Raw genomic sequence first — 22,968 nt, 5'->3', positions numbered from 1 at the left:
AAGTTGAAGGGTTAACAAATGATAGTTTTAGTACAATCAACCTTTGATAAGTTTCCAATTATATTGGATCAATCCCGCTTCCTGATTAAAGAAATGAACAGGATTCAAAATTTAAATATGGGCAAGTTTAATTCGAAAATTGAATTTGCAGTTGTCAAGAAGAAAAAACACCATCCTATTATACGCAATTTCCGAAACAAGAAAACGCTGGAAATATCATCATCCGAAACAGTCGTAGGTTATCTGGATAACGAGGGGGTAATATACAACGATAGAAAACAGATTGTTGGTAATATCCATTTACCGTGTAAAGGAATCAGCGCCCTTTCAAGCGATGGTTATTTAATCAAGAGTACATAGGAGGGCTGACAAATGAAAAAGCGTTTGTTTAGCTATATTCGTTTCAGTTCGGCTAAACAGATGGACGGTAACAGCCTGGAGCGACAACAGGCAACAGCCGAAAGAATCGCAGCAAGGTACGATCTGGAGTTGGACACCTTATCATTTCATGATTTGGGTGTTTCGGCTTTCCGTGGCAAGAACGCCACCGAAGGGAATTTGAAAGTTTTCATCAATCAGATCGGTAAGCGGGTTCCGGTTGGTTCATGGTTGGTAGTTGAAAACCTTGATCGCCTTAGTCGTGATGATGCGTTAACCGCCCTTGATATTCTTCGTGATATCTTGCGCAAAGGGATCACAGTCGTTACTGGTATGGATGATAAGATTTATACCAATGCGTCAATCAAAAACAACATGATGGATTTGATTATGTCCGTTATGTTGTTTACCCGCGCTCATGAAGAATCGGTTACAAAAAAGAACCGTGTAGAGGCGCAAGTAAGATCCTCGATACTGTTCAACCAAAACAGGGAGCCAGGAACACCAGCGAGATCTATCGAGGCCGTTGGGGGTAACACCTGGTGGAGTTGCACCAAAAACGGAATTGTTGAACCGCATCCGGTTTACTACGTTGTTGCTCAAAAGATCATCGAATTAAAATGGTCTGGTGAAACTCCGGGTAACATTCAACGTTATCTTAATGATCATTACCCTACCCCACCAAAACGCTCAAACAAAGGTGATACCCGTATTCAATGGGGTATAAACCTGATTCGAAAATTCTTGAATCCTACCGTCTACGGCAGAAAAGAATTTGTGATTGATAAGCGCGATTCCGCAGGGATGGTTATATATCAATCATGCTTAGATGATGAAGGTAACGAGTATTACGAACCGGAAAAAGAAACGTTAGTAATTCACGATTACTACCCCGCTTTAATGACCGAGGCCGATTACTACACTTTGCTTTCAGTTGATAAGCGCAAAGCAGTTACCCGCAAAACCAACAAACACCCCGAGGGAAACCCGAACCCGCAGATCCCTTTACTTTCTGGTATCGGTGTTCTGTTTTGTGGTGTTTGCGGTACGTTCATGAGCAAGGCAACATTCAGGAACAAAACGGTAAAATACCGCTATGTTTGTGCGTCTGCCAACGTTCACGGCAAACCATGCGGTAACACTGGCTTTACGGCTTATCAGTTCGAACATACCTTGTTGCAGCTTATCGCGGATCATATCTGGAACAATGACCAGGAGGATAAAACCGAATGGTACAAAGCAGAGCTAGACAAGGCTGATCAGCAAATCAAAAAGTTGGTTAGATTTGCAACACTGACCGATGATGATATCGACGAAATCGCCCAAGAGATAAACACGGTTAAGCGTAACCGCCGTGATCTTGAAACTGAGTTCACATCGTACAAGATGAATCAGCACAGTGTTATTAGTTCTGGTTGGGATGAGTTCAGGAAATTTGACATTACCGACGACACCAACCCCGAACGAATGCAAATCAGGATCAGAATCAAACAGGCAGTTAAGCGGATTGATTTTAGCGCCATCAACAAAATGTTAGGGCTGTTTATCATCACCTATATGGACGATAAAACGCAGCGCATAGTAATTCAACACAACCGTTATCAGAAACCTGGTTGTGTCTATGTGGATGCAACCACCATCAACGATAAACAGTTTATGGAGCATTGGGGGCTTATCCTTCACAGCTTCATTGATGTGCTGATAGATCCCGAAGGTTTCGCCCGTAAGATTGAAGCAATGCACGAATTTTCACGCAACAATCGAACCATACTTTCAGACCTTGAAGATGATGAACGTGATCCAGGGCCGCGAATACCACCAGCGCCGATACAGGTTTCAAGTACCGACTCTGGCAAGGCATACGCAACCATCGACGGTGTGAAACATGAGATTCATTCAACTGAACATTTTGAAGAATTGCTTAAAGAAAACGGTATGTTAGGTTAAAATCGAAGCCTCTGAAATCAACTCAGAGGCTTTTTTATTTAGAGCTGCATATCATTTGATAAAATGAAGGGAAACTCATGAGTGGACGCATCACAACGTTGTGTACTGTATTAGGTGTGGCAATCGCAACCGTAGGGCTTTATCTTCCGTACAGAAATGAATTAAACGATTATCTTTATCAAAAAGAATTTCTTACCGGAAAATGGTCTACAGATGCAGAATATGTAATTAACAGTGGAGATCTTGGATTAGACATATCGCAACCAATTGTAACAGTTCAGTTAATTGTTGATAAAGATGGTTCTATCAATGGTGAAATCATTTCTGAAACGTTATGTGATGATATGCCTTTAACCTGGAACATCACCATGAATAGCGATAGCCCCTCCCTTAAAAACTTTGTATTCGCTAGAACTTTTGAAGTTCGTCAACTTATAAACGGTGCTATGGATAAAAGCCCTGTAGTGGCGACATTGAAATTGACCGAAGAAGATCAAAAACATAACGCTATAACTTTTGAAGTTGTTAGTGATGCTACAGGACGACTTCCTAAAAAGTTAATTTTTGGAAAGGATCTACCCAAGTTCGATGAAAATTATAAGTTCTTGCAGGACTATTGCGCTAAATCGACTGCAAAATTCTACGAAGAAGTAATGCCTAAAATAAAAAAGTTAAGAGATAATCCAAAATCCTAATGTGCCGTTTAACATGTAATCATGATTAGCAAGAATAATTGCTTTGAAAGCTAACTATGCAGTGAGATCTATTTCATATCTCGCCTTAGTTAGCTTTTACAGATCTCGTTAATAACCATACTCTTTCCGGTGTAACTGAATGTGTGGTGAATCGGGAAAACTTGACCAGTTGTGACCGCATTCAATCAGGATTCCCAAATGGTTAGCCGCACGTTGAAACGCATCAACCACGGGTTCAAAATCCTTACGGTTCCAGCTAACAGGGGAACAAGGCACCATATCAAGCGCGTGGCCTGAAATGTGGGCACTGTTCATAGTCTTGCTCTTACCTTCTTTCACTAGCTGGCGTTGCCGCTCAACAGTGCGTAGACCTTCCGTGATGATGAAATCGCGTGGTGTTAATTCAAGTGCCAATTCAGCAAGTCGAATTAAATCGGGATGGATACCGGAAAGATTATTTTTACTGCGTGTACTGAATTTGAAATTGTTCATGGTAATACCTGTATTCGTTATTTTGTATACAGGTATTTAGAATCAATCGATGTACTGAATTAAAAATCCGCGCATACGGAAACCACGATAAAGATAATCCATGTGACCAATGCATTTACCACGTTTGCCAAAAGCAAACGGGTTTTCAATATCTATTTCTTGACCAGCACGAAAACGGAACACTGGATTAGATAAACGAGTTGACGCAAAGAAAACATCTTTATCGTTAGCCAACATTTCTTTAAACCGTTTTTGTTTAATGTGCTTACACCCAAAATCATAATTCATTGATTCGGGGCTGATACCATTAAGGTAAATTGCGGAAAGTTGTTCTGGTGGATATGTCGGGAATTGATTCGGTTGCATTATGTTTTCACTCTCTGGTTTATCATTTTGGTAATATTCACCACCATTTGATCCCAATCGATTTTGTGTTTGCGCTTCGATACCTTACGAATTGCAATCATTCGATTGTTACGTTTTTTAGCAGCGGTATTAATCAAGATGGTTTGATTTGTCTGTTCAACTTTTTTGTACTTGCCATTTTTCAGGTTTTTGGCAAGTCCTTTAATGTTCCCGTATTTATCGGTAAATTTCTTATCAACCGGAATTAACTTATCAGTAGGTTTCTTACGGTCGATAATTGCAGACAAATAAACATCCTGGTTATCCATGATCCCCATTCGGTAAAGTTTTTTGTATTGCCCTACCTTTTGGGTTTTGTACCAGATAGACTTTTGTGAGAACGGTACAGGTGAATCAATGGCGCGGGTGATTTCCTTCTGTAGATGGACACTGGCAAGGCCAGCAGCTTTATACATACGTTCCTGAAATGAATCCCCTTCCTGTATGCGAAAGCGTTTCAAGCGCTCCATTGTTTTCCGTAGATTCTCTTTATTCTTGTCAGAGGCCATTACAAGCCTCCGATCACTAACGCAGCAGATTTCACGAAAGATAAGAATGATTCTGGTAAAACAGGTTGGTCGAATACATGAGCAACGCCGTTATACAGTGAAGCGGTAAGAATCAACCCAATCATAATTTTTCGTGCTTTGGTTTTAGTTAACCATGTTTTTATTTTTGCCATAGAATCCACCTTTTAAGATTTGCAGAATTTCGGCATTTTGTATTTTTAGCTCGACAACAGTAGATTCAATATTTGCCATTCGTTGATCTAACGAGCCGTGATTCTTTTCGATGTTATTAATCTTGATTTCTTGAATATTGTTTGTGTGTTCAATATTCGCTAAACGTTTTTCATGATCAGTGGTTTTTTTGACAACACCAGAATGTACCTTCCAGATTGTGCCAATTATTGCAGCGCCAGCAGTTGCAGCAGCTACGGAGATTTCGAGAATAGGCATAAAGCCCCCATTAAATTAAAGTTAAATTGTCACCTTTATTTAATGGGGTTTATTTTTAGCCTGTAAAGATATTATTACGATAGATAGCACTTACAATAACTGGTGCCGCATCAACCTTAGCGGAAGGAAAAGAACCGACATAACCGCCGCCCTGAATTTGAACTTCAATCGCAACCGCACCAACGTTATTAAGTTGGATACAACCGCCCATTGTTGTTTTAGCGCTTCTGCTACCTTCACCAAAATAGACACCGTTACCTAAACCAGTACCGCCTGTAATAGTTTCGGAACAGATAACATTGCCACCAACAAGAACTCGAAAACTAAAACTACCGCCTGTGGTACTACCTGAACCGCCTATCGCATAACAATTTACGTTAGGAACTGAAACAATAATGTTATTGCCTTGCCCGTTGTAAACCTGGCGGCTAACCGTAGTCCAGACGCCGCTATCAGTTCTGAGATATGCGCAAGCGGGTAAAATGCCTTGTGCGGCGATATCACCAACAATTTTATTAGCGGTTAACGTCCCCTGAATATCACAGTTACTTGCTATCGTTACGTTGTTAAACACACCACCGTTAGCGTTAATCGTGCCTGTAATGTTCGCTTTCGTTGCGGTAAAAGAACCATCCTGATAAAGCGCCCAACCAGCAGCGTTTTGTGATGATAAAGTTCCTGAAATTTTACCGTTGGTGATTGCGGCGTTCTGGATCTTCGCGTTGGTAATTGCACCATCAACAATCTTTGCAGAACCGATAGAAGCATCAGTGATTTTTGCCGAACCGATAGAAGCATCAGCAATCATTGCAGAGTTGATGAATACACGGTTATTTTGTACCGCAAACGGGATTACAGGGCTTGCCGTATTCGTTGCATCAGAAATGATGAAAAATTCATTAGCATTAAAGTAAATCGCTGATTTGTTGTTTGCTGGATCTGCCAACAACTGCATACCAGTTACAACACCACCCGCATTCACTTTCACGGTATAGCTTGCGTTAATCGTATTTTTCAAAGCGTCAACTTTCGTTTGTGCTTCGGTACTGACTTGCGCAATATTCCCTTTCAGTTCTGATTTCACTACCTGAATTGCCGAAGCCTGAGCAGCATCACCAGAAGCAATAGCCTGATTCATATTCGTTACTGTTGCCGCAATATCTTTATCAACCTGCGTTTTTACCTGGTCAAGTCGGGTACTAACCAAAGCATCACCATCTTTAACGATGGTTTTCAAATCGGTTACAGCAGCACTGATAGCCTTACCGTAATCATTTTTGATGTTGGTGTTCAGGTTGGACAACTCGACTTGCAAAGCATCTTTCGAACGCTCGAACGCCTGTTCGATTGCACCATCTAAACGGGTTTCAAGGTTAATAAAATCTTCTAACGCTTGTTGATCCTGGTTAGTCCAGTTAACTTTTGATTGCAGGTCAACATAAACCGGAGCGGTATAAATCACCCCATCGATGCCGAACACGTCATAGGCACCCGCACGAACATAATATTTACCATCCTCGATCACCAGTTGATGAATCTCGTAGGCGTTCGGAGCTTGAAACACTTTCAGGTTTTGGGTGAATCCTGCATCAGTAGCAACCTGAACAATCACGCCAGCGAAATCAAGTTCAGTTGGGTCAAGCCATTGGGTAAAGATGGTGTTGAATCCTGCCGTTGCGGTAAAACCTTTAAGCCCTGCGCATTGCGCATTAAAGCAGTTCAGGACGGTTTCAACCGATTTCATGCCACCGTAACCCACCGCAGTAACACCAACGCGCACATTGCGACTCAGGCCGTTTTGTACGTTCATTGCGTAGGTGTACGCCCAATGAAGATCGTAAGTGCGGTACTGTACCGTTTTGCTATTGGTTGTAACGTTCACCTGGTAGTAATCAAACAGGTCGGAAAACTTCTGCATCTTTCCGTTAATGGTTACATCAGTTTGTTGTTGATCATCCCATTCAAAGAAAAATTCATCGTGTTCAGTTTCCAAACCACCAACAACTTTAGCGTTACGCAGTCGTACAACCGGAGCTGGCAAGTCGTAAGAAATCGCCGGGTTCTGGTTCATAAGTTCTGTCCACGGTGATTGGTAGAACAGGCCCGCAGCACACACACGGTAATCATAATTAACGCCTGATTTCAGTCCGGTGATCGTGAACTGGAATTGACCAGTTGCGCCAGCGTCTAACCAATCCGTTGAACCAGCTTGTTTGTACTGGATGAAGAAGCGATAACGGTTAAAATCTTCTTTCGCATCCCAGGTTAACAGAATGGATTTACCGTAGACGGTTTCACCAACAGCAGCAGCAACAAGATTAAATGGTTGACCAATATCAGCACTTATTGATGATGGTGTGTTATCTGGTTTCGCTGCAAAATCCATATCGGTATAAACCGCACTGTTATATTCAACGCATTGAACTGTAATATTTCCAGCCATACCGCCTTGCAAACTAGGTGTAATACCTGTTACGCGCCATAGAGAATCTTTTAATTGCAATTCGTCAAGACTAACTTTGATAACATCCCAAACTTGCAACGTGTAAGCATCAGCAGTAATAAAACTCATTTGCTGTGATAATTTACATTTGTTGCGTTCAACACTTGCCAGTTTATCAACTTGATTTGCATCCTTAACAAATCGCAATTCAAGATCTTTCGAAATAATTCGCTTATCTTTAGCGATTAGCGGATCAGTGTTCGGGTTCGATGGATAGCGTAAAATATTTGTTGCGTAGTCAATTGCCGGGTCAAAATATGAAACATTCAGTGTGTTGTAATATTCTGCTGTTTCACCATCCTTGAAAGATATTTGACCGTTTGTCATGTTATTTTCATTGAATGTATATTTGATTACGTCCGGTGAATCGAGCTTGCAAGTAATCTTTCCGAAGTTGTCAAAAATAACACCACCAAACGCAGCGCAAATATTTACTAAGTTTTTCTTAAATGTTGCGTTTGGATCGGTAGCACCATCTGAAAAATAACTTGCGGATTGAACAGCAGCAGTTTTAAAGCTATCAAGATCGATTTGCTCAAGTGGAACACCCAAACCATATTTTGTATTTGTCAAATAATCGATAATTTGCGACGGGCCATTTCTTGAGGCTGTACGTTGACCAGTAACCAGATCTGTGATTAATCGCCCCTGAATATCTACTGCAACTTGTGAATTGGGTTGCAAAACATCAACGCCATTATTCAACGCATTTACGGTTTTCTGCATCACAATACAAATAGTGGCAACACCATTACCCGTATTTTGTACAGGCCATTTATCACCAAGATATTGATGCGCTAATGAAAGGTGACGCCCTGGATTTTTACCCGTTGAAAATTCAATTTGCACGTAACCTTTATAAAGTGGGTTGAAATTGTTTTCAGGAACAATACCATCACGGTAAGTACCATCTACCAAAATCTTTTTATTATCCATATACAGATTTCGGAAATTATCAATTTCACCCTCTGCAACTGCGAATATTTGTACTAAATGTGTATCAGCGCGTTTACCTTGTGTAGCAACATCTTTATAAACACAAACCGTACCCGTTCTGGATTCACCGTAGATAATCGGCAATACCGTTTTTGGGTCTGACGCTGTTCCGAGTGATGTTCCCTGATCCCCACTATTAAATTTCGGGACGGATGGACTCATAGCCGAACTCATTAATGCCATAGTAGCAGCTACAGCGACACCAATCGCGATAGCAGTTACAACAGCGACACCCGCCGCAATCATAGCAGCAGACATAGAAGCAGCCGCAATCACGGCTACGATTGCGATCATAGGCATTTTTTAATTCTCCAAATAGAATCGTAATCGGCTTGAACAGCCGGGATATTTTTATAAAAGCCGTTATCCATCGTTAAAGCCCAACCGGAATACACAACGGAAACATGAAATACTTTCCGCGCACCTTCTTTATGTTCTTTTACCAATAAACAACCATCTGAAAAATCATCAGTTTGTTCATAATTATCTTTGATGATTTCAAGTGCATTAGAATAGCCAATGATTTTTTTGGCTTTGGTCAACCCTTCTTTTACCGATGTGTATTGATTAACCAACTTATTGAAATGGTCTGAACCTGTTTCGATATCGACCATTTTTAAACAGAGCAAGTTGCAATCATTTTCACCGTAAACAATAGGCTGTCCGATTTGCTCATTAATGTAATCTGTTATTTTTGCTTGTTTCTGAAACATACGGGATTCCTTTATGGTTTCCCGTATTTAGGGTTATTTTATTGTTTCGTTTTCCACACAGCCTCACTATTCCACATACCAATTTTGGCAAAGAATCCATCATTTTCATTACCAGCATAAGAACGGTGAACACCATCGGTACAGTGCGAACGTGCATTCTTTTCAAGTACCGCCCAAAATGAATTTATCTTGATATCGGTTTCAGACTTCCATTCCTCATCATTGGAAAAATCAAGGCTAATACTTGATGAATCGATTTCACCTTGAAACACCCCGAAATCTTGCATCACTGCCCCGCTCATTGGGTTTAAAAATACCATTCTGATAGTTACTACGGCTTTATCGAATTGTTTGTTCTTGATCATGGTGACGTATTCAGGGCGCACGTTTGAAACTCGAACACTCATACCAGTATTATTTAATTCTTTCGAGCGCGTAGGATTCTGAATATCGAGAAAATCACCACTTGCAATATACAATTGATTGTTGAAAGTAATATCATGATAACCATCGCACAAACGCAACTCACCCGAACCATCAGCGAATTTAATATTCACTACATGATAAAGCGATCCGGTACTGAATAATTGCGCAATGGTTAAGCGTGTTAAAAAATCCCCGGTATGTTCGCCGTATAAATCCAGGAAATCACGATCTGTACATAGGTTATCAAAAGCCTGTTGAATATCCATTAGATCGCCTCAGTTGTTGTAATTTTTAATCTAACAATTTGTTCAAGATCGGTTTCAATAGTTCCATTAGTCATTACCAGTTTCATTTGTGGGTTTTGGTAATTCATGATTTCGCCCGCCGTAACTTGTTCACGCAAGTTCGGGAAAATATTCATTGTTTGGTTTTGTGCATCGTAGGATACGACTTCATAAACTTTAGCTTGATTCGTAAAGGTGAAACGGGTTCCAGCTTCTAACGGCACGATAGTTTTAATCTGACGACCGCCAGCCATTGCCGGATCTGTAACGACACAAATAGAGTTTTGCGCCCCCCGATACTTCAAGTTAATTGATTTTGCCATTGGAAAATAAAAGGGTTTACCGTAACGGTATTCACTTAACCATTGATCAAAGATGTATTGTTTTTCGCCTTGAAATTGCAAGTTGATATCCATTTCGAAATATTGGATACCTGAATATCTACGCGAGAATTTGCCGCTTGCAGTACGGTTATTGAAAAAAGGCGCAACACTTTTCAATGTCACGCCAATTTTCAAATCATTATTATTGAAAATGTCAACAGCCATTATTAAAGCCTCTTACAGTTATATTCTGTATTTAGCTGTTACAATCTGCGCCGTTGTGCATCCTCCACCGCTCGCGCTACCATCTGAGGATGATTCTTAATCGCGTTCATTACCATTTGATCAGAACTGTTCACGTTACCGGAAATGTTCAGCGGAGCATTTACCGATATAGGTTGACCGCCTGACTCATGGTTGATGAAGCCTTTCAAATCGTCGTTCAGGCGCTTATCTACCACCCTTTCCCCTTTTTCCAGCAGGTAAGTACCAGTAGAAGGAACGTTGTCTATACCATCATGGAACTGGCCTTTCACGCTTTTGATACTGGCGACTTGAGTTAGAACCTGACCATAAGCAGCCGCAGCCAGTGCGATTGAATACGGGTACGGGTTGGATTCCATCGCCTTAGATGCCGCAGCAGGTGCCGCAATCATAGCCTGTGCAATCGCAAGCCCTTTCGATACAGCAAACGCCGCTTTTGCCGCTTTGGAGTTCTGACCACCGAATGCAGTAAGCACGGAACCCATCGCATCAGTCATACCCTCGTAAGTGGCTAACTGCGCATTGGTGGATTTTGCTTGTATTTCCATTGAGGCTTTTTGAATGGCTTCTTCACGGGTAACTCTACCTTGATCAAGCGCATCTAATTTGGCTTGATATTCCTCTTGCATAATCAGCTTGTTTTCAAGTGACAATTGCAGGTTTTCAAGTTCGCGATTGTACAATTCTTGACTAGCCTGAATCATTTCTTCTGCTTTTTCAGGATCAGCACCGATTAACGATTGGTAGAAGTTTTCACCGTTGGCGGCTAACAGTTCCTGTTTCTTTTGTTGGTACTGTTCTGCATCAATGATCCCTTGATCGTAAAGCGTCTTGAGGTCAGTAAAGCTGTTACCCAACTTGACTTGAGCACTTGCCATGCTTGCAGCTTCACGGGAATACCCTTCAATGTTGATACGGTTCAGGGTATCGAGTTGTGTTTTACGTAGGGTTTCCGCATCTTTGGCTTGCTGGTCTGCTAACCGTTGCGCCTCTTTTGCTTCTGCATCACGTTTACGTTGTGCTTCCTTACCTAATCGTTCCGCTTCCTTGTCTGCCTGTTCTTTAGCTTTCAGGGCTTTTTCCGCAGCGTCTTTATCTTCACGATCCTTGATGATTCGATCAGCAGCGGCTTTTTCTGCATCTGCCTTTTTGCGTTCGGCTATGTTCTTATCAACGATGGCCATGTTCTTATCGGCCTGAATCTGCGCGGCTTTCATAGCCTCTTGATACTTGATTTCCGCAAGTTCTGCTTTCGTGTAAGTAGCACCAACGTTATTAAGTTGGGCTTGTGTCATACCAACAGGACTAAAAGCACCATTCTCTTTTGCTTTTGAAGCCGCTTCACCCATATCAGAAAGGGTTTTATAAAACGATGTGTTTTTCCAATCCTTATCCCACCAATCGTACAGAACGACCATTTTATCAACCAATGGCGCTAACCCGTTTGCAATTGCACCTTTGGCTTTTTCCTCGAAATCACCCATACGCCGACTAAATTCACGGTAGGAAACAATCGCATCTTCGGTAATATCGACGTTCTGATCCTGGATCATGTTCAAGGCGGCTTGTTCGGAACCGGCTTCGGTCAAGGTAGTAATCAGTTTGGAACTGCCACCCGCGAGTTTTTCCATTGCAGAGGTTGTTTCTGCCGTGGTAGCACCCGCATCACGCATCTGATAGAACAGACTTATCGACGCTTTAACCCCGCCGTTTGCTTCACCAATGTGTTTTGTGAAATCCTTGATGTTCATACCGTACTTTTTGAGATCTTCGGCAATGCCGCCACCAGTAGCAACACCTTCGCCCAAGTTCTTCAAAGCATCTTTGTTGATTGCCCCAAATTCTTCGGCTTTAACACCCGCATCACCAAAGGCATGTGCTAACTGTTGAAGATATTCAACGTTCATCAAGCTAGATTGCGCGAGCTGATCCAGCGCATTAGCTTTCGCAGCCGATGCCATAACCGCCGTTATGCCAGCAGCCGCCACAGAAGCCACACCACCAAGCGCAACGAATGCAGGTGATAAACCACCTGCCCCTTTAAGCGAGTTGCCGAGACTGCCAAGGATGCCGTTTAACGACACAGCTTGATTAGATAAACCATCAAGCATTCTTTCGGCTTGACCAGTTGCCCGAACTAGTCCAGCCGTATTACCTGTTAATTCTATTTCATGATTATTTTTCTTTGCCATTACTTGCGCCCCTTTGCATTTCTTTTAATTGTTTTAACTGTGCAGGAGTAAGCATTTGATTAACCGCCTGAATGCGTTGCTGTTCCTGTTTGCGCTTAATTTCCTCGAGTTGCTCAGGGGTTTTGAAAATAGCTTCATCACTGAACATTCTGAAATCTTCTGCTTTCATTCTTTTCAATCCGTCTTTTGATAAATTACCGGACGAACGATAAAGATTGGCCTGAGTTATTGAATGCCTGATATCGTCAAGTTGTGGGGATTGTGGTTCAAGGTATTCATCGAATAATTGCAATTCACAAAATTCAGGCAAGGGTAAATCCATCATTTCTTGTTTTGATAAACCCTTGCGCATTTGTTGACGATAATAAAATCCTAGATATGAATTGCTTTTTACTTTTTTTCGACTTCTACCGGATCAATACGAATACTTGCATCAGCAACAGCACCAATCAAAATACTTTTCACATTGCTGAATAACTTTTTAACCTGGTCAATAGTTTCGAATACTGGTTTACCATCTTCATCTTGAATACACCTAAAAATAGTCAGTTCATCGCGGTCTGATTTATCTGGATTGTACAAATGTTCAAGATATTCTTTAACAGTCATTGGACGCGCATAAAAGGTGTATTCACCGATCTGAATAGGTTCACGCTTCGGAGCTAGGTCTTGCATCATTTTTTCAAAATTCATTTTTAATACCCTTATTTGTTAGATGAACTTATTTAGGGCATAAAAAAACCCCAACCTTTCGGAAGGGGTTAAAATTATCAAGTTCCAGCACCATTAATGATATCGTCTAAATCTACATCAGGTAGATCAATTTCATCGGTAGGTGGTTCAGTTGCTACGTAGTCGGGATCTGGATTCCCCCCCGTTCCCGGAGGGGTTACGGGTTTCCCGATCCACCACTCATAGAAGTATCCACAACCTGAGAAATAACGCGCTTATCAATTGCAAGCGTGAAATTTTGCGTTACTACCGCATCAGCACCACCCGAAAGATTCGCACTAGAAATAAAACCGTTGTACACACTTGCTAAACCTATTGTTTTGGTTGCGTCGGTGTAATACACGATTTTAAACTGTGATTTAGTGCCAGAATCACCAAGAGCGCGGATTTTTTCATGCATCAAATCACCCGGAATATAATTCAGTGATAGCGCAATATCTGGAATGGACGCACGACCAACTAATTTACGGTTGGTATCACTGGAAAAGTTTGGAACGTCAATAACAGTACGTTCAATACCAGTTTCAGGGAATGCGGAAAGTTCGGGAATCAGAACAAAATCTGTCCCTTGTACCGAGGTATTATCTGTTTTATCAGACAAGAATACATCGACATATAGACCTGCAAAAATGTCATTAGCCATTTTATAAACCTTTTAATTGAGAAAGGGAATAAACATTCCCCCTTTGTTATATTTATGAAACTTAAAACGGGGCAACACCCCGTTTATTAAATGGTGAGTAGTTCTTCTTTCAATGCTTCCAGATCAGCAAGAATTTCTTCTTTTGTTCGAGCGGTAGTTAATTGTTTTTCTTTCTTCGATGTTAAATTAACGCCATCAAAATAATAACATTTATCCAACACCGCATCATTAAAATCAGTAGCGGGAAAATCATCGAACTGATATACATGAACCACCAAATCAGGATTAGATGGACTAATAAAAATTGACATTCGATCAGCGGGTAAATCATTGAAGAATGTCAATACCTGATTAGTTTCCGCATCGACCTGAATAGAAGGAACATTGTCTTTCATTTCTGAACGTCTTTTATACCAACAAGTATCAGTTTCGTCTTTGTAAAATGCCGCGCCATTTTCAGCGCGGTCAAATTTAATATTCTTAATTGCTTTTGTTACTTTCATATTTATACCCATGCATCCACCCAACCACCATTATTACGATAGACTTGAATACGACCACCGATAAGGTTCATTGAGTTATTTTGTGTACCGCCTGTACCGTTAAGACCAATCAAGAACCATCCATTATCTACATAACGTTGGTTTGTTGTTTGGTTTAGTGATCCAAAGTTCTTTGTTGCACCCCAACGCACTGAACGCACTGCATCGTTAGCAACAGAGGTAGCAGAAGTGTTGGCTGTATTCGCTGTGGTTTGCGCACTAGTTGCTGTGGTTTGCGCATTAGTGGCGGCGGTTTGTGCTGTATTTAAACGAGTGTTAAGTTGTTGAAGCAACCAACCAGCAGCGAATCCATTTGTTGCAGCAGCCAAATAGATGTTGCCATCAGCAGCGATAAAAGCAGTACCATCTGTTTTGTTTATCGTATTACTACGTAATGAACCATTCGCTGTTAACACCCCACCGACATTAACCGCATGAGCCATAGTTACTAAACCAGACGCTTTAGCAATATAAAATGGTCGTAAACTGTTAAAGCCACCACCGTTTGAATCGGAAATCATGATATAGAAGTTAGTAGCATCATCATGGAGTAAGGAGTTTTTTGTTTGTCCACTCATTCGGAATGAAGAACCAGTTGGAACACTAACAGCCCCAGTTACTGTTAAAGTACTGTTAACGGTCATTGGAGCATATACACCAACTTTTGATGTGTAATAACCGCGATCCGTTGCCGCTCCTGCGCTTGCGTTATAGCCTAAGTACAGTTCACCGCCCGTGGTTTGAGTCGATGAAGTTCGAGCCGCACACAAAGTAACGTTCCCGTTGCCGTGGTCGTTCAAAATCATAGAACCATTGCTACCGGAGCTAATGCCCTGGTTTGCAAGAATGCTAATACCTGCGTTAGCTACTACACGACCAGAAGCGGTTAAACCTACTGTAGAAATACCACCCGAAGCAGTCAAAGCACCCGATGCAGTCAAAGCACCAGTAGTAACCGCACCAGAAAACGCGCCAGTACTACCAACTAAAGCACCGGTATTAATACCACCCGGTGTAATCCATCTACCATCAACATGCAAATACGCCTGACCATCAACACCGTTATCAGTACGAGTTTTAGCAGTACGGAAAAAACCAAAATAGGAATTACCCAAACCGCCAACATAAAAATGATGATCTGCGTGTTCTTGCCGTACAATTGCCTGTGCCGAAGATGTAGAGCAAACATTACGGTTATACAGAACGTTTTGATCACGCATTGAGATCCATGAACCAGCAGCAGCAGAAACCCCGATTTTATTTACCTGAGTATCAGCACCATTACACGTTATGCTCCCCGCAGTCGTTAACGCGCCCGCAGTTGTTACGTTGCCACTTGAAACGTTAAGACCACCGCCAATAGTAAGCCCGTTACCCATGCTTACCGCACCTGTTGTATTACTGATCGTAATAGGTCGCAAGGCGTTATAACCACCGCCAGCATCACCCGAAGCGGTTAACATGAAATATGTATTGCTACTGTCATTTCGAATAAAGAAACCGTAACTACCATATGCAATACGAAAACCGTTAGCAGAGTTAGAACGAATTTCACCCGCTGTGGTCAATGTGCCGTTAAGAGTTCCCCCCGTTAATGGTAGAACACCCAATTCAGCCGCAGTCGGTTTATCAGTATCGGTGTAGATTTTTGACAAGCCAGTCATTTCACCGTTGGCGTTATAACCATACGTCCACAAACGACGACCGCTCGCATCAGTCGCAGAACCATAATCAAACGTGATGCCTCGCGAATGTGCGCCGTTGGCCCCGTCAGAGTGAGCTACGTGAACGGATAAAGCCTTGTGACTTTGTGAGGCGTTCCAACGATAGAAACCAGAATAGCCGTGGCTTAAAACTTTGGTATCTGTCGTATTCAACCCATTCACGGTACGACTCAAAACATAAGCATCAGTTGCAATGTTGTTTGCCACACCGAAAAAACGTGAATCCGCTTGACTTTTTGAATAAAAGTTAGCGTCTGATTGCGCTTTCGTATAATGATTGGCTGTTGCATCAGCTTTACTAAGGAATGTTGCGCCAGCAGCCGTTAATGTTGGATAAGACAACAGTTTATTATCAACTTCGGTTTTAGAATAATTTCGGGAAGCATCAGCCGTGATTGTTTGAAACTTCGAATCAGCTTCTGTTTTATTATAATACGAACCCGAAACACCCGAAGAAGTTATAAAAACGGTATCGAGCATGGAAGCGCGGATTTTCCCCGTCAGTGCATCGATCAATACTTCATCGGATTCATTTACCAGGTTTGAAGCAAGTTTGACATTGCGCGTAAAGTGGCCTGTTAATTTACCGCCCAATATCACATCACCTGTTTCAACGCCTGATCTTGATGCCGCTAGAATTACATGACCATTACCATCATCGGTAAGCATTTTGTTACCTAACGGGCCAGCAATATAACCTTCTTTCCCACTTGATGGGTTCAGGCTTAAAACACCGTTAACAACCTTTACCCGTGGCGCGGTTAATTCTAAATCAGTACCGTTTGCCTTGATAGTGTGTTTTGCGGTTGGTGAAGTTGCCATGTTAATAACTGGTGATGAGTTGCCACCTGTACCGATATTAATTTCAGCAGCAGCACCAGAAATATTAACTGCGTTTGTTGCGTCTACATTACCACCAGAAATTACCTTACCACCTGTTGTAATTGTTCCAACAACAGCAAGCTGATCGGCAGTTTCGGGATTTCCAACTTGAATAACTGCGCCCGCTTCGGTTTTGGTATACATTTTGCGATCTTGCAAGTTAACAGCGAGTTCACCCGCAAGCAAATCAGCCGCAACAGGTTTTTTACCTGAAACAGATGATCTTTTAATTTGAATTTTGTTCATAAAAATACCCGTATACGTTGATATACGGGTATTTATGGAGTTAGAAAGTACCCAAATCGATTACATCATTAATATCGACCGCTTTAATGTCAGCAGCCGAAGGACGATTATTTGTACTATACAGAACACCACCAGCGTTGTTAATCGTCGTGGTTGATGTTGTATTCCCGGCCGGGTCGAAGTAACGAAATAGAGTTTCACCATTTTTACCCGGCAAAATTTTAAACGTCCGATATTTCAAATCACCAGCATCAGGATGGTCAGCGCGAGTTGTACCAATTTCCGGTTGTGTTCCATTCTGAACATATACAGTCAATTTGTCTTTAACTGCTAATGTACCCGTCATAGTATCGCCGTTAACAGCAACCGCCCCAAGATATCCAGGGGTTGGCTTGTTATTTGGTGAATAAACACGAATACCGCCTTCACGAACTTCTAAAGTGCCGTCAACTATTGGTGTTTTGAAAACAACACGATTAGATACACTTTGGAAAGATGCCAGATCAACGGGTTGACCTTGCGCGTCTGTGGTTTGTATCTTGCGAATCTTCGTAACATCATTAGCGCCATTAAGAGGCTCTACAAACCGTAAGTTGCCCGTTTGCACGTCTGGAGTTCTTAAAGCGCCTGTCATTGCGTTGGTGCCGTTTAAATCCAATGCCCTGATATCATTTGCCGATGGTCGTTCAATTTCGCTGTAGACCTTCACCCATGCGGAAACTTTACCGGATGCATCAACGGTACGAACACGGATGATTGGCATTTCACCAGTACTGTTTACCGCCAGTTGCCAACCGTTATTTTCCGAACCTTGCATAGCTAACACAGCCGTATCAATACCAAACGGGTTATGCGTGGTAGTTGCGGGTAACTGCAAGAATCGGTTTCCAGACAAGCGATCATAATCTTGAAGCCCTGGATAATCAGCAGTACCAGCCCCGATACCATAGTCACCTGTGTAAAGTAACTCGCCTGTTTTGGTAACGCCTGATAACTTCATTGCGGTTGGTGCAAGTCGGTAAGTAACCATTACCGGAGTATCACCACCACCAGTTATATTTTCAGCCGTAACCATTGCATCAAAGATCTGAAAGAAGCCAGTTTTTGCACTACTTTGTACCGTATCGATTACGTAGAAATTACGAAATCGCAATTCTTGTTTTGATAAAATACAAGACGACAATAATTCTTGAACCGGATCATCAATAACTTTATTGAATGTGATTTCGGTATTGTCAAGCGTCAAATTGCCAGCCATACGCGACGTAAATTCACTATCGAAAGTTTCGACTTCCTGAATAGATCGTGTAGTGCCGATGGTTGGAAAACTTGCGACGTTTTCAGCATTAACAAAAGTCGTTGCGTGAAAAGTTGGAATTTCTGCAAGGTCTGTACTTACTGCAACAAGAACTTCTTTCCCTGTAAAAATATCTGTTTCGATAGCCATTGTTAACCCCTTTTATAAAAATAAGATACTTCGAATGAAACATCAGCCATCACATGCCCTTCGCTTGAATCATTGATATATGAAGTATCGGAATTGAGCGGGAGCACCTGAATAACTTTTACTTCAACCCCGTCAAAATCAGCAGGTGTAAGATTCAGCAGCTTTAAAATAACTTCGTGAATACCTGTCTCGTTAATTTCGGAAAATGCCACTACATCAATCGTGCATCGAGCATTTAAATTCTTGCTGTTCAGCCCTACCGCATCATAAGATTCACTGATATTCGTAATCCAAACCTGGATATCAGTTTTCACACCAGTTTTAAAACTATCAACCAGCTTGTAATTCCATGTGTTCGCGATAATGTCAGATAGTTTTCTTTTGATTTGCAAGCGTGGTAATGGATTAAATGAACTTGCCATGTGCGCCCACCCCTTTGATATTCAAATAACAATCTACAATGCCGCTATTATCATCATTGATATAAGCAACAATATAATTTGAACCGTTAATGTTGATTGTATCGTCTTGTTTGAGTTCACCTTGATTACAGGTCAACATCATGGTTTGTGAAACCTGACCATTATTTTCAATAATTCGCTGGTCGTAGATTCCTTGAACTGGAATACCGTCACCACGAATATAAAGATCACCTAACGAAAGTAATTTCTTTCGCTGTTTCGTATTAAATTTAAGCATAGTAAGCCCCTTATATATCGAATATTTAGGACATAAAAAAAGGCACCCCCGGAGGGATGCCAGTTTCAACAGAGAGACTGTTAATTATTTCGTGGTAGTACCACGTTTCAGGTGAATCAAGCTGTCGTCTTGACCGACGAAAGTCCAATCCAGATCGGTGAACAGACGCAGACACACACCACCGTTACGCGCTTCTGTCCAAGGGTCAACGTCGAGAGTCAGACCGTCCCACTCGCCAATCATGACACCGGAGAAATCACCTACCAGCATTTCATCACCGCCAAAGATACCGCTAGAAGCGATTGGACGACCTGCCAGCTTGCCATCATCACCAACGATGTAAGAAGAAACGGCGTTCTTATCATCTTTCAGGATAGATTTCAGATTTGCCAGGGTAGCGCCACGCATTGCGAACATAATCGCTTCTTCGCTTACGCCACGGTCAGTAAATGCCGCGATGGTAGCCAGGAAGTTTTTATAATCCCATTCGGTAGTACCAGTTTTCAGAGCAGAGATTACGCTCAACAGGGATTTAGGAGCGTTCGCCAGATCAGAAGCGCCGAACATTGCAGCTTCCAGTTTTTCGCGTGAACGGTCGATAATCTGTTTAGACAAAATGCCCTGAATACCTGGGGTAGTCAGCAGAGTACGGCGGTTCATAACAACTTCACCCGCGAAGGTTTTCGGAGTCAATGGAACGTTATCAAACGCTGATTTACCGATTGGTGCGTCCTGACCTTCGGTGATGAATCCGAACGCATCAGCAGCGGAGCTTGTAGCGCGTGGAATCATGTATTTTGCTTCGGTCAGACCGTTCAGGCGCTGTACATTCATTTTACCGATGATGGAATCTTTCAGCAGCAGATCCACGAAGGAATCACGCAACAGGATATCATCTTGAACAGCGGTAACAGTGCTTGACGCTTGAGCACCAGCAGGAGCCGCACGAAGTGCAGAAGTTGGAATATGAACGGTATTACCGGAACGTGCAGCAGCACGAGAACCTAATTTGCGTTCAGCTTCTTGATGATATTCCAGGTTAGCGCCTTTCAGATCACGGCCTTCGGTTTTTGCTTTAATTGCATCAATCAGGTCGAAAGAACGTTCCAGATTTTTAAGGGTATCTTTTTTAGTGGTCATTACATTACGTACCTTATTTTGTTTAATAGAACGTTTTTCGCGTTCGTCCAGAATTTTAATTACTTCTTCCGCAACGCTTGCGGCGGTTACTTCAACTGCTTCTTCTTCGGAAATATCGCGTTCTTCTTCCTCAGAAACTTCTTCTTCAACTTCGGCTTCTTCTTCCGCAATAACTTCTTCTTGTTCTTCGATTACTTCTTCTTGTTCAAGAATTTCATCTTCGGTAGCGCGTTTTGCACGTTTGGTCATGGTCTTAATCTCTTGTTTGTTTAATTCGGCGTTATCGCCTTTCCTGATAATATTTAGGGAACCATTTTCAGAGCGAATAAGTCCCACGGTCGGATCTGCCGGAACTGTTACGAAAGAAATTTCATTAACAGACCATCGATCAACCAGAATTAATTTGTTTTCGTCGTCGAAAGAATAATTATCTAAGCTGTAGCCGAAACTGATATTCGAAATAGTCCCTTCCTGAACTTTTTCGGCAATTTCATTAGCCAGATTACCTACCTTTGAAAATCGTACTTTTGCGTAGCCTGATTTGTCGTTAACATCGATATAAGCCGAACCAGGAATGATTATTCCTAAATGTTGGTTATGGTCGTGGTTAAACAATAAAGACGCTACGCCATCGTTTAGGCGCGTTAAATCAGCGTTGTCAGAACCATGAAGCAATACTTCACCGTATACAGCTAAGTCGCCATATTGATCGTATACTTCACGGTTAACCGGATATTCAGAACTAAAACGAATATTGAAATAATCGCCTTGTTCGTCTGTTTGAACTGATAAATCTCGCGCCGCAACGGTTAAATTACGGCGTAAAATCATTTTGAACCTCTTAGGTTTCCATTACAGGTGTATTTATGGCGCTTGTTTCAGGGGCTTTTTTGAAATTATCCTCTTTGATTTTCAATTCGACCTTATCGGGATCACGCCCTAATGATTCGATTACTTCGCGGCGACTTACCAACCCGTTATCAATTTCAAGCACTTTGGCTTTAATATCTTTTTCAGGGTCTACAGATCGCGCCTGTGGTTTAATCCAATCGGTTTCATGCATTGCGCGAATTACGTTAAGTTCAATAAGTTCTTCATCGACCAGATTTTGTAAAAACTCGCGATATACACGGATAAGGACGGTATTAATCAGGTGGCGTTGTAATGCCTGGTAACGGTTCTGTTGCATCAAATCACCAAAGCGGCTTGATGAATAATTCACGCCTGAAATATCACCCGTTAACGCCTGTTTAAAGCAACCCAATCCCATAGCGATAGTGGTTTCTATCTTGTCCATCCATGACGCAAATTCATTCGCCTGTGTATTTGACTGAATGGATTTAATATCCTGCCCTGGGTTCAACATGTTGATTGTACCGGGGCTAAATTCTGCCATTACATCCGGTTGATCTTCGTCGTCCTCATCATCCAGACCGTTAGATTTATCAGCCTGGGTAATAAAGCCCATTGAAGAAGCTGTTACACGCGCCTGAATAAGCGAGATCTGAACGTATGAATCAAGTTGTGCAACCGTCTGAATAACTGGAATAAAATCAGAGAATCCACGGCGTTGATCGCACTGTTTCGCGTCGAAATAGTGAATTACTTCGTCTGCGTCGTATTCTTCTAATGTGCCTGTATCGGATTCGCTGAACAGGTCAATTTTCTTGAACCAGTACGATAGCGGTTTCATTGTGCGTTCATCGTAGGTAATACCATTTTTAATTACGGTATTTTCATCAATGCGCATTTCATGGGTAATATCGCAACGGTCAGCCGTTACCATTTCAAGTTTAACGTCACTATCTTCTTTATGGATAATAACGAAAACTTCACCGTCTGTTTCACGCTGGCGCTCTACCATCTGGCAGAACTGGTAAAAATCAAATTGCCCGTTTAAAGAGAATCGGGATTTATTTTCAGCCCAACGATAAAACATCTTATCGATAATCAGATTCGTTCGTTTATCAAGTTTGCCATTTGGCAACGTCATTTGTGTACGAGGATACAAACCAGTGCCGATAATGTTATCAACTGACATTTGACAATAACGCGCACCGTAAGGACTGTTTAAAGACAAATCACGGCAAATATCGAGCAACCGCGAATGTTGCGTTCTGATTTGTCGGTTAATACTGCCCTGAAACTTTGGCTTGTGCGTTGCATCAAGTCGATCATTCATATCTACCAGGCCTAACGAGCGTTCATTAACTTCATAATTCAGTTTCGTCTGTACTGGTGATTTACGGAATCGGTGTGTTTGATTTCTGTATGTATTTACAACCGTTGTTTTGCTACGGGTAAACACGCTTTTAATACTGCGTAAGAATTTCATG

The 22,968-nt window shown here is 41.8% G+C and carries 23 protein-coding genes; 3 read left to right on the top strand and 20 right to left on the bottom strand.

The genetic code is table 11. The features are described 5' to 3' along the window. Positions 1 to 18: 18 nt before the first annotated feature. The 3 genes from M977_RS21705 (at position 19) to M977_RS21695 (ending at position 3,020) form a co-directional block, all read left to right on the top strand. Complete coding sequence (locus tag M977_RS21705; RefSeq protein ID WP_064518824.1) at positions 19 to 360, top strand: hypothetical protein; 342 nt, start codon at positions 19 to 21, stop codon at positions 358 to 360. A gap of 12 nt (positions 361 to 372) precedes the next feature. Next, positions 373 to 2,325, top strand: a complete 1,953-nt coding sequence (locus M977_RS21700; RefSeq protein ID WP_064518823.1) for a recombinase family protein — start codon at positions 373 to 375, stop codon at positions 2,323 to 2,325. Positions 2,326 to 2,402: 77 nt separating this feature from the next. Next, entirely contained in the window at positions 2,403 to 3,020 is a 618-nt protein-coding gene (locus tag M977_RS21695; protein WP_064518822.1) for a hypothetical protein, read from the top strand. A 108-nt stretch (positions 3,021 to 3,128) separates the two neighbouring features. Here M977_RS21695 and M977_RS21690 read toward each other — a convergent pair whose 3' ends face one another. The 20 genes from M977_RS21690 to M977_RS21600 all read right to left on the bottom strand — a co-directional run bounded on the left by M977_RS21690 (position 3,129) and on the right by M977_RS21600 (position 22,967). Further along, a complete protein-coding gene (locus tag M977_RS21690) occupies positions 3,129 to 3,512 on the bottom strand; it encodes a M15 family metallopeptidase (RefSeq protein WP_064518821.1) in 384 nt (127 codons plus the stop codon). Positions 3,513 to 3,554: 42 nt separating this feature from the next. After that, a complete protein-coding gene (locus M977_RS21685; RefSeq protein ID WP_064518820.1) occupies positions 3,555 to 3,878 on the bottom strand; it encodes a hypothetical protein in 324 nt (107 codons plus the stop codon). Then, positions 3,878 to 4,426 (bottom strand): hypothetical protein, encoded by a 549-nt coding sequence (locus M977_RS21680; protein WP_064518819.1) that lies wholly within the window; start codon positions 4,424 to 4,426, stop codon positions 3,878 to 3,880. Before M977_RS21680 ends, M977_RS21685 begins: the two co-directional genes overlap by 1 nt. After that, complete coding sequence (locus M977_RS25350) at positions 4,426 to 4,599, bottom strand: hypothetical protein (protein WP_157092108.1); 174 nt, start codon at positions 4,597 to 4,599, stop codon at positions 4,426 to 4,428. The genes M977_RS21680 and M977_RS25350 overlap by 1 nt, the downstream gene beginning before the upstream one ends. After that, the gene (locus tag M977_RS21675) at positions 4,571 to 4,876 is read right to left on the bottom strand and encodes a hypothetical protein (protein ID WP_064518818.1); all 306 of its coding nucleotides are present in this window, start codon (positions 4,874 to 4,876) and stop codon (positions 4,571 to 4,573) included. The genes M977_RS25350 and M977_RS21675 overlap by 29 nt, the downstream gene beginning before the upstream one ends. 55 nt (positions 4,877 to 4,931) lie before the next feature. Next, complete coding sequence (locus tag M977_RS21670) at positions 4,932 to 8,675, bottom strand: phage tail tip fiber protein (RefSeq protein WP_064518817.1); 3,744 nt, start codon at positions 8,673 to 8,675, stop codon at positions 4,932 to 4,934. Continuing rightward, positions 8,666 to 9,088: a DUF6950 family protein gene (locus M977_RS21665; protein WP_064518816.1), complete on the bottom strand. Its 423-nt coding sequence runs from the start codon at positions 9,086 to 9,088 to the stop codon at positions 8,666 to 8,668. The genes M977_RS21670 and M977_RS21665 overlap by 10 nt, the downstream gene beginning before the upstream one ends. 38 nt (positions 9,089 to 9,126) lie before the next feature. Next, a complete protein-coding gene (locus M977_RS21660; RefSeq protein WP_245163528.1) occupies positions 9,127 to 9,780 on the bottom strand; it encodes a hypothetical protein in 654 nt (217 codons plus the stop codon). After that, positions 9,780 to 10,346, bottom strand: a complete 567-nt coding sequence (locus M977_RS21655; protein WP_064518815.1) for a hypothetical protein — start codon at positions 10,344 to 10,346, stop codon at positions 9,780 to 9,782. The genes M977_RS21660 and M977_RS21655 overlap by 1 nt, the downstream gene beginning before the upstream one ends. Before the next feature lie 38 nt (positions 10,347 to 10,384). Next, positions 10,385 to 12,577, bottom strand: a complete 2,193-nt coding sequence (locus M977_RS21650; protein WP_064518814.1) for an SHOCT domain-containing protein — start codon at positions 12,575 to 12,577, stop codon at positions 10,385 to 10,387. Beyond that, positions 12,561 to 12,929, bottom strand: a complete 369-nt coding sequence (locus tag M977_RS21645) for a phage tail assembly protein T (protein ID WP_064518813.1) — start codon at positions 12,927 to 12,929, stop codon at positions 12,561 to 12,563. The genes M977_RS21650 and M977_RS21645 overlap by 17 nt, the downstream gene beginning before the upstream one ends. 38 nt (positions 12,930 to 12,967) lie before the next feature. Beyond that, positions 12,968 to 13,270 carry a hypothetical protein gene (locus tag M977_RS21640; protein WP_064518812.1) on the bottom strand — a complete coding sequence of 101 codons (303 nt, stop codon included), beginning with the start codon at positions 13,268 to 13,270 and terminating at the stop codon, positions 12,968 to 12,970. 196 nt (positions 13,271 to 13,466) lie between these two features. Further along, positions 13,467 to 13,952 carry a phage tail protein gene (locus M977_RS21635; RefSeq protein WP_064518811.1) on the bottom strand — a complete coding sequence of 162 codons (486 nt, stop codon included), beginning with the start codon at positions 13,950 to 13,952 and terminating at the stop codon, positions 13,467 to 13,469. A gap of 86 nt (positions 13,953 to 14,038) precedes the next feature. Further along, positions 14,039 to 14,455, bottom strand: coding sequence for a hypothetical protein (locus M977_RS21630; RefSeq protein WP_064518810.1), 417 nt, complete (start codon positions 14,453 to 14,455; stop codon positions 14,039 to 14,041). A 2-nt stretch (positions 14,456 to 14,457) separates the two neighbouring features. Beyond that, positions 14,458 to 17,346, bottom strand: a complete 2,889-nt coding sequence (locus M977_RS21625) for a phage tail fiber protein (protein WP_064518809.1) — start codon at positions 17,344 to 17,346, stop codon at positions 14,458 to 14,460. A gap of 40 nt (positions 17,347 to 17,386) precedes the next feature. Continuing rightward, positions 17,387 to 18,793, bottom strand: coding sequence for a hypothetical protein (locus M977_RS21620; RefSeq protein ID WP_064518808.1), 1,407 nt, complete (start codon positions 18,791 to 18,793; stop codon positions 17,387 to 17,389). A gap of 2 nt (positions 18,794 to 18,795) precedes the next feature. Next, the gene (locus M977_RS21615; protein ID WP_064518807.1) at positions 18,796 to 19,215 is read right to left on the bottom strand and encodes a hypothetical protein; all 420 of its coding nucleotides are present in this window, start codon (positions 19,213 to 19,215) and stop codon (positions 18,796 to 18,798) included. Then, positions 19,199 to 19,492: a hypothetical protein gene (locus tag M977_RS21610; RefSeq protein WP_064518806.1), complete on the bottom strand. Its 294-nt coding sequence runs from the start codon at positions 19,490 to 19,492 to the stop codon at positions 19,199 to 19,201. The genes M977_RS21615 and M977_RS21610 overlap by 17 nt, the downstream gene beginning before the upstream one ends. Positions 19,493 to 19,576: 84 nt before the next feature. Then, a complete protein-coding gene (locus tag M977_RS21605; protein WP_064518805.1) occupies positions 19,577 to 21,463 on the bottom strand; it encodes a phage major capsid family protein in 1,887 nt (628 codons plus the stop codon). A 10-nt stretch (positions 21,464 to 21,473) separates the two neighbouring features. Then, positions 21,474 to 22,967, bottom strand: coding sequence for a phage portal protein (locus M977_RS21600; protein WP_064518804.1), 1,494 nt, complete (start codon positions 22,965 to 22,967; stop codon positions 21,474 to 21,476). Position 22,968: the final 1 nt, after the last annotated feature.

Origin of the sequence: Buttiauxella gaviniae ATCC 51604 (genome assembly GCF_001654835.1) — a bacterium.
GTDB lineage: Bacteria > Pseudomonadota > Gammaproteobacteria > Enterobacterales > Enterobacteriaceae > Buttiauxella > Buttiauxella gaviniae.
Note: the sequence above shows the minus strand (reverse complement) of the source record. Positions and strands in the feature narration are given on the sequence as shown.

Excerpts from the sequence above, each read along its gene's own strand:
- M977_RS21705 (WP_064518824.1), top strand. The coding sequence starts at position 19 with ATGATAGTTTTAGTACAATCAACCTTTGATAAGTTTCCAATTATATTG.
- M977_RS21700 (WP_064518823.1), top strand. The coding sequence starts at position 373 with ATGAAAAAGCGTTTGTTTAGCTATATTCGTTTCAGTTCGGCTAAACAG.
- M977_RS21695 (WP_064518822.1), top strand. The coding sequence starts at position 2,403 with ATGAGTGGACGCATCACAACGTTGTGTACTGTATTAGGTGTGGCAATC.
- M977_RS21690 (WP_064518821.1), bottom strand. The coding sequence starts at position 3,512 with ATGAACAATTTCAAATTCAGTACACGCAGTAAAAATAATCTTTCCGGT.
- M977_RS21685 (WP_064518820.1), bottom strand. The coding sequence starts at position 3,878 with ATGCAACCGAATCAATTCCCGACATATCCACCAGAACAACTTTCCGCA.
- M977_RS21680 (WP_064518819.1), bottom strand. The coding sequence starts at position 4,426 with ATGGCCTCTGACAAGAATAAAGAGAATCTACGGAAAACAATGGAGCGC.
- M977_RS25350 (WP_157092108.1), bottom strand. The coding sequence starts at position 4,599 with ATGGCAAAAATAAAAACATGGTTAACTAAAACCAAAGCACGAAAAATT.
- M977_RS21675 (WP_064518818.1), bottom strand. The coding sequence starts at position 4,876 with ATGCCTATTCTCGAAATCTCCGTAGCTGCTGCAACTGCTGGCGCTGCA.
- M977_RS21670 (WP_064518817.1), bottom strand. The coding sequence starts at position 8,675 with ATGCCTATGATCGCAATCGTAGCCGTGATTGCGGCTGCTTCTATGTCT.
- M977_RS21665 (WP_064518816.1), bottom strand. The coding sequence starts at position 9,088 with ATGTTTCAGAAACAAGCAAAAATAACAGATTACATTAATGAGCAAATC.
- M977_RS21660 (WP_245163528.1), bottom strand. The coding sequence starts at position 9,780 with ATGGATATTCAACAGGCTTTTGATAACCTATGTACAGATCGTGATTTC.
- M977_RS21655 (WP_064518815.1), bottom strand. The coding sequence starts at position 10,346 with ATGGCTGTTGACATTTTCAATAATAATGATTTGAAAATTGGCGTGACA.
- M977_RS21650 (WP_064518814.1), bottom strand. The coding sequence starts at position 12,577 with ATGGCAAAGAAAAATAATCATGAAATAGAATTAACAGGTAATACGGCT.
- M977_RS21645 (WP_064518813.1), bottom strand. The coding sequence starts at position 12,929 with ATGCGCAAGGGTTTATCAAAACAAGAAATGATGGATTTACCCTTGCCT.
- M977_RS21640 (WP_064518812.1), bottom strand. The coding sequence starts at position 13,270 with ATGAATTTTGAAAAAATGATGCAAGACCTAGCTCCGAAGCGTGAACCT.
- M977_RS21635 (WP_064518811.1), bottom strand. The coding sequence starts at position 13,952 with ATGGCTAATGACATTTTTGCAGGTCTATATGTCGATGTATTCTTGTCT.
- M977_RS21630 (WP_064518810.1), bottom strand. The coding sequence starts at position 14,455 with ATGAAAGTAACAAAAGCAATTAAGAATATTAAATTTGACCGCGCTGAA.
- M977_RS21625 (WP_064518809.1), bottom strand. The coding sequence starts at position 17,346 with ATGAACAAAATTCAAATTAAAAGATCATCTGTTTCAGGTAAAAAACCT.
- M977_RS21620 (WP_064518808.1), bottom strand. The coding sequence starts at position 18,793 with ATGGCTATCGAAACAGATATTTTTACAGGGAAAGAAGTTCTTGTTGCA.
- M977_RS21615 (WP_064518807.1), bottom strand. The coding sequence starts at position 19,215 with ATGGCAAGTTCATTTAATCCATTACCACGCTTGCAAATCAAAAGAAAA.
- M977_RS21610 (WP_064518806.1), bottom strand. The coding sequence starts at position 19,492 with ATGCTTAAATTTAATACGAAACAGCGAAAGAAATTACTTTCGTTAGGT.
- M977_RS21605 (WP_064518805.1), bottom strand. The coding sequence starts at position 21,463 with ATGATTTTACGCCGTAATTTAACCGTTGCGGCGCGAGATTTATCAGTT.
- M977_RS21600 (WP_064518804.1), bottom strand. The coding sequence starts at position 22,967 with ATGAAATTCTTACGCAGTATTAAAAGCGTGTTTACCCGTAGCAAAACA.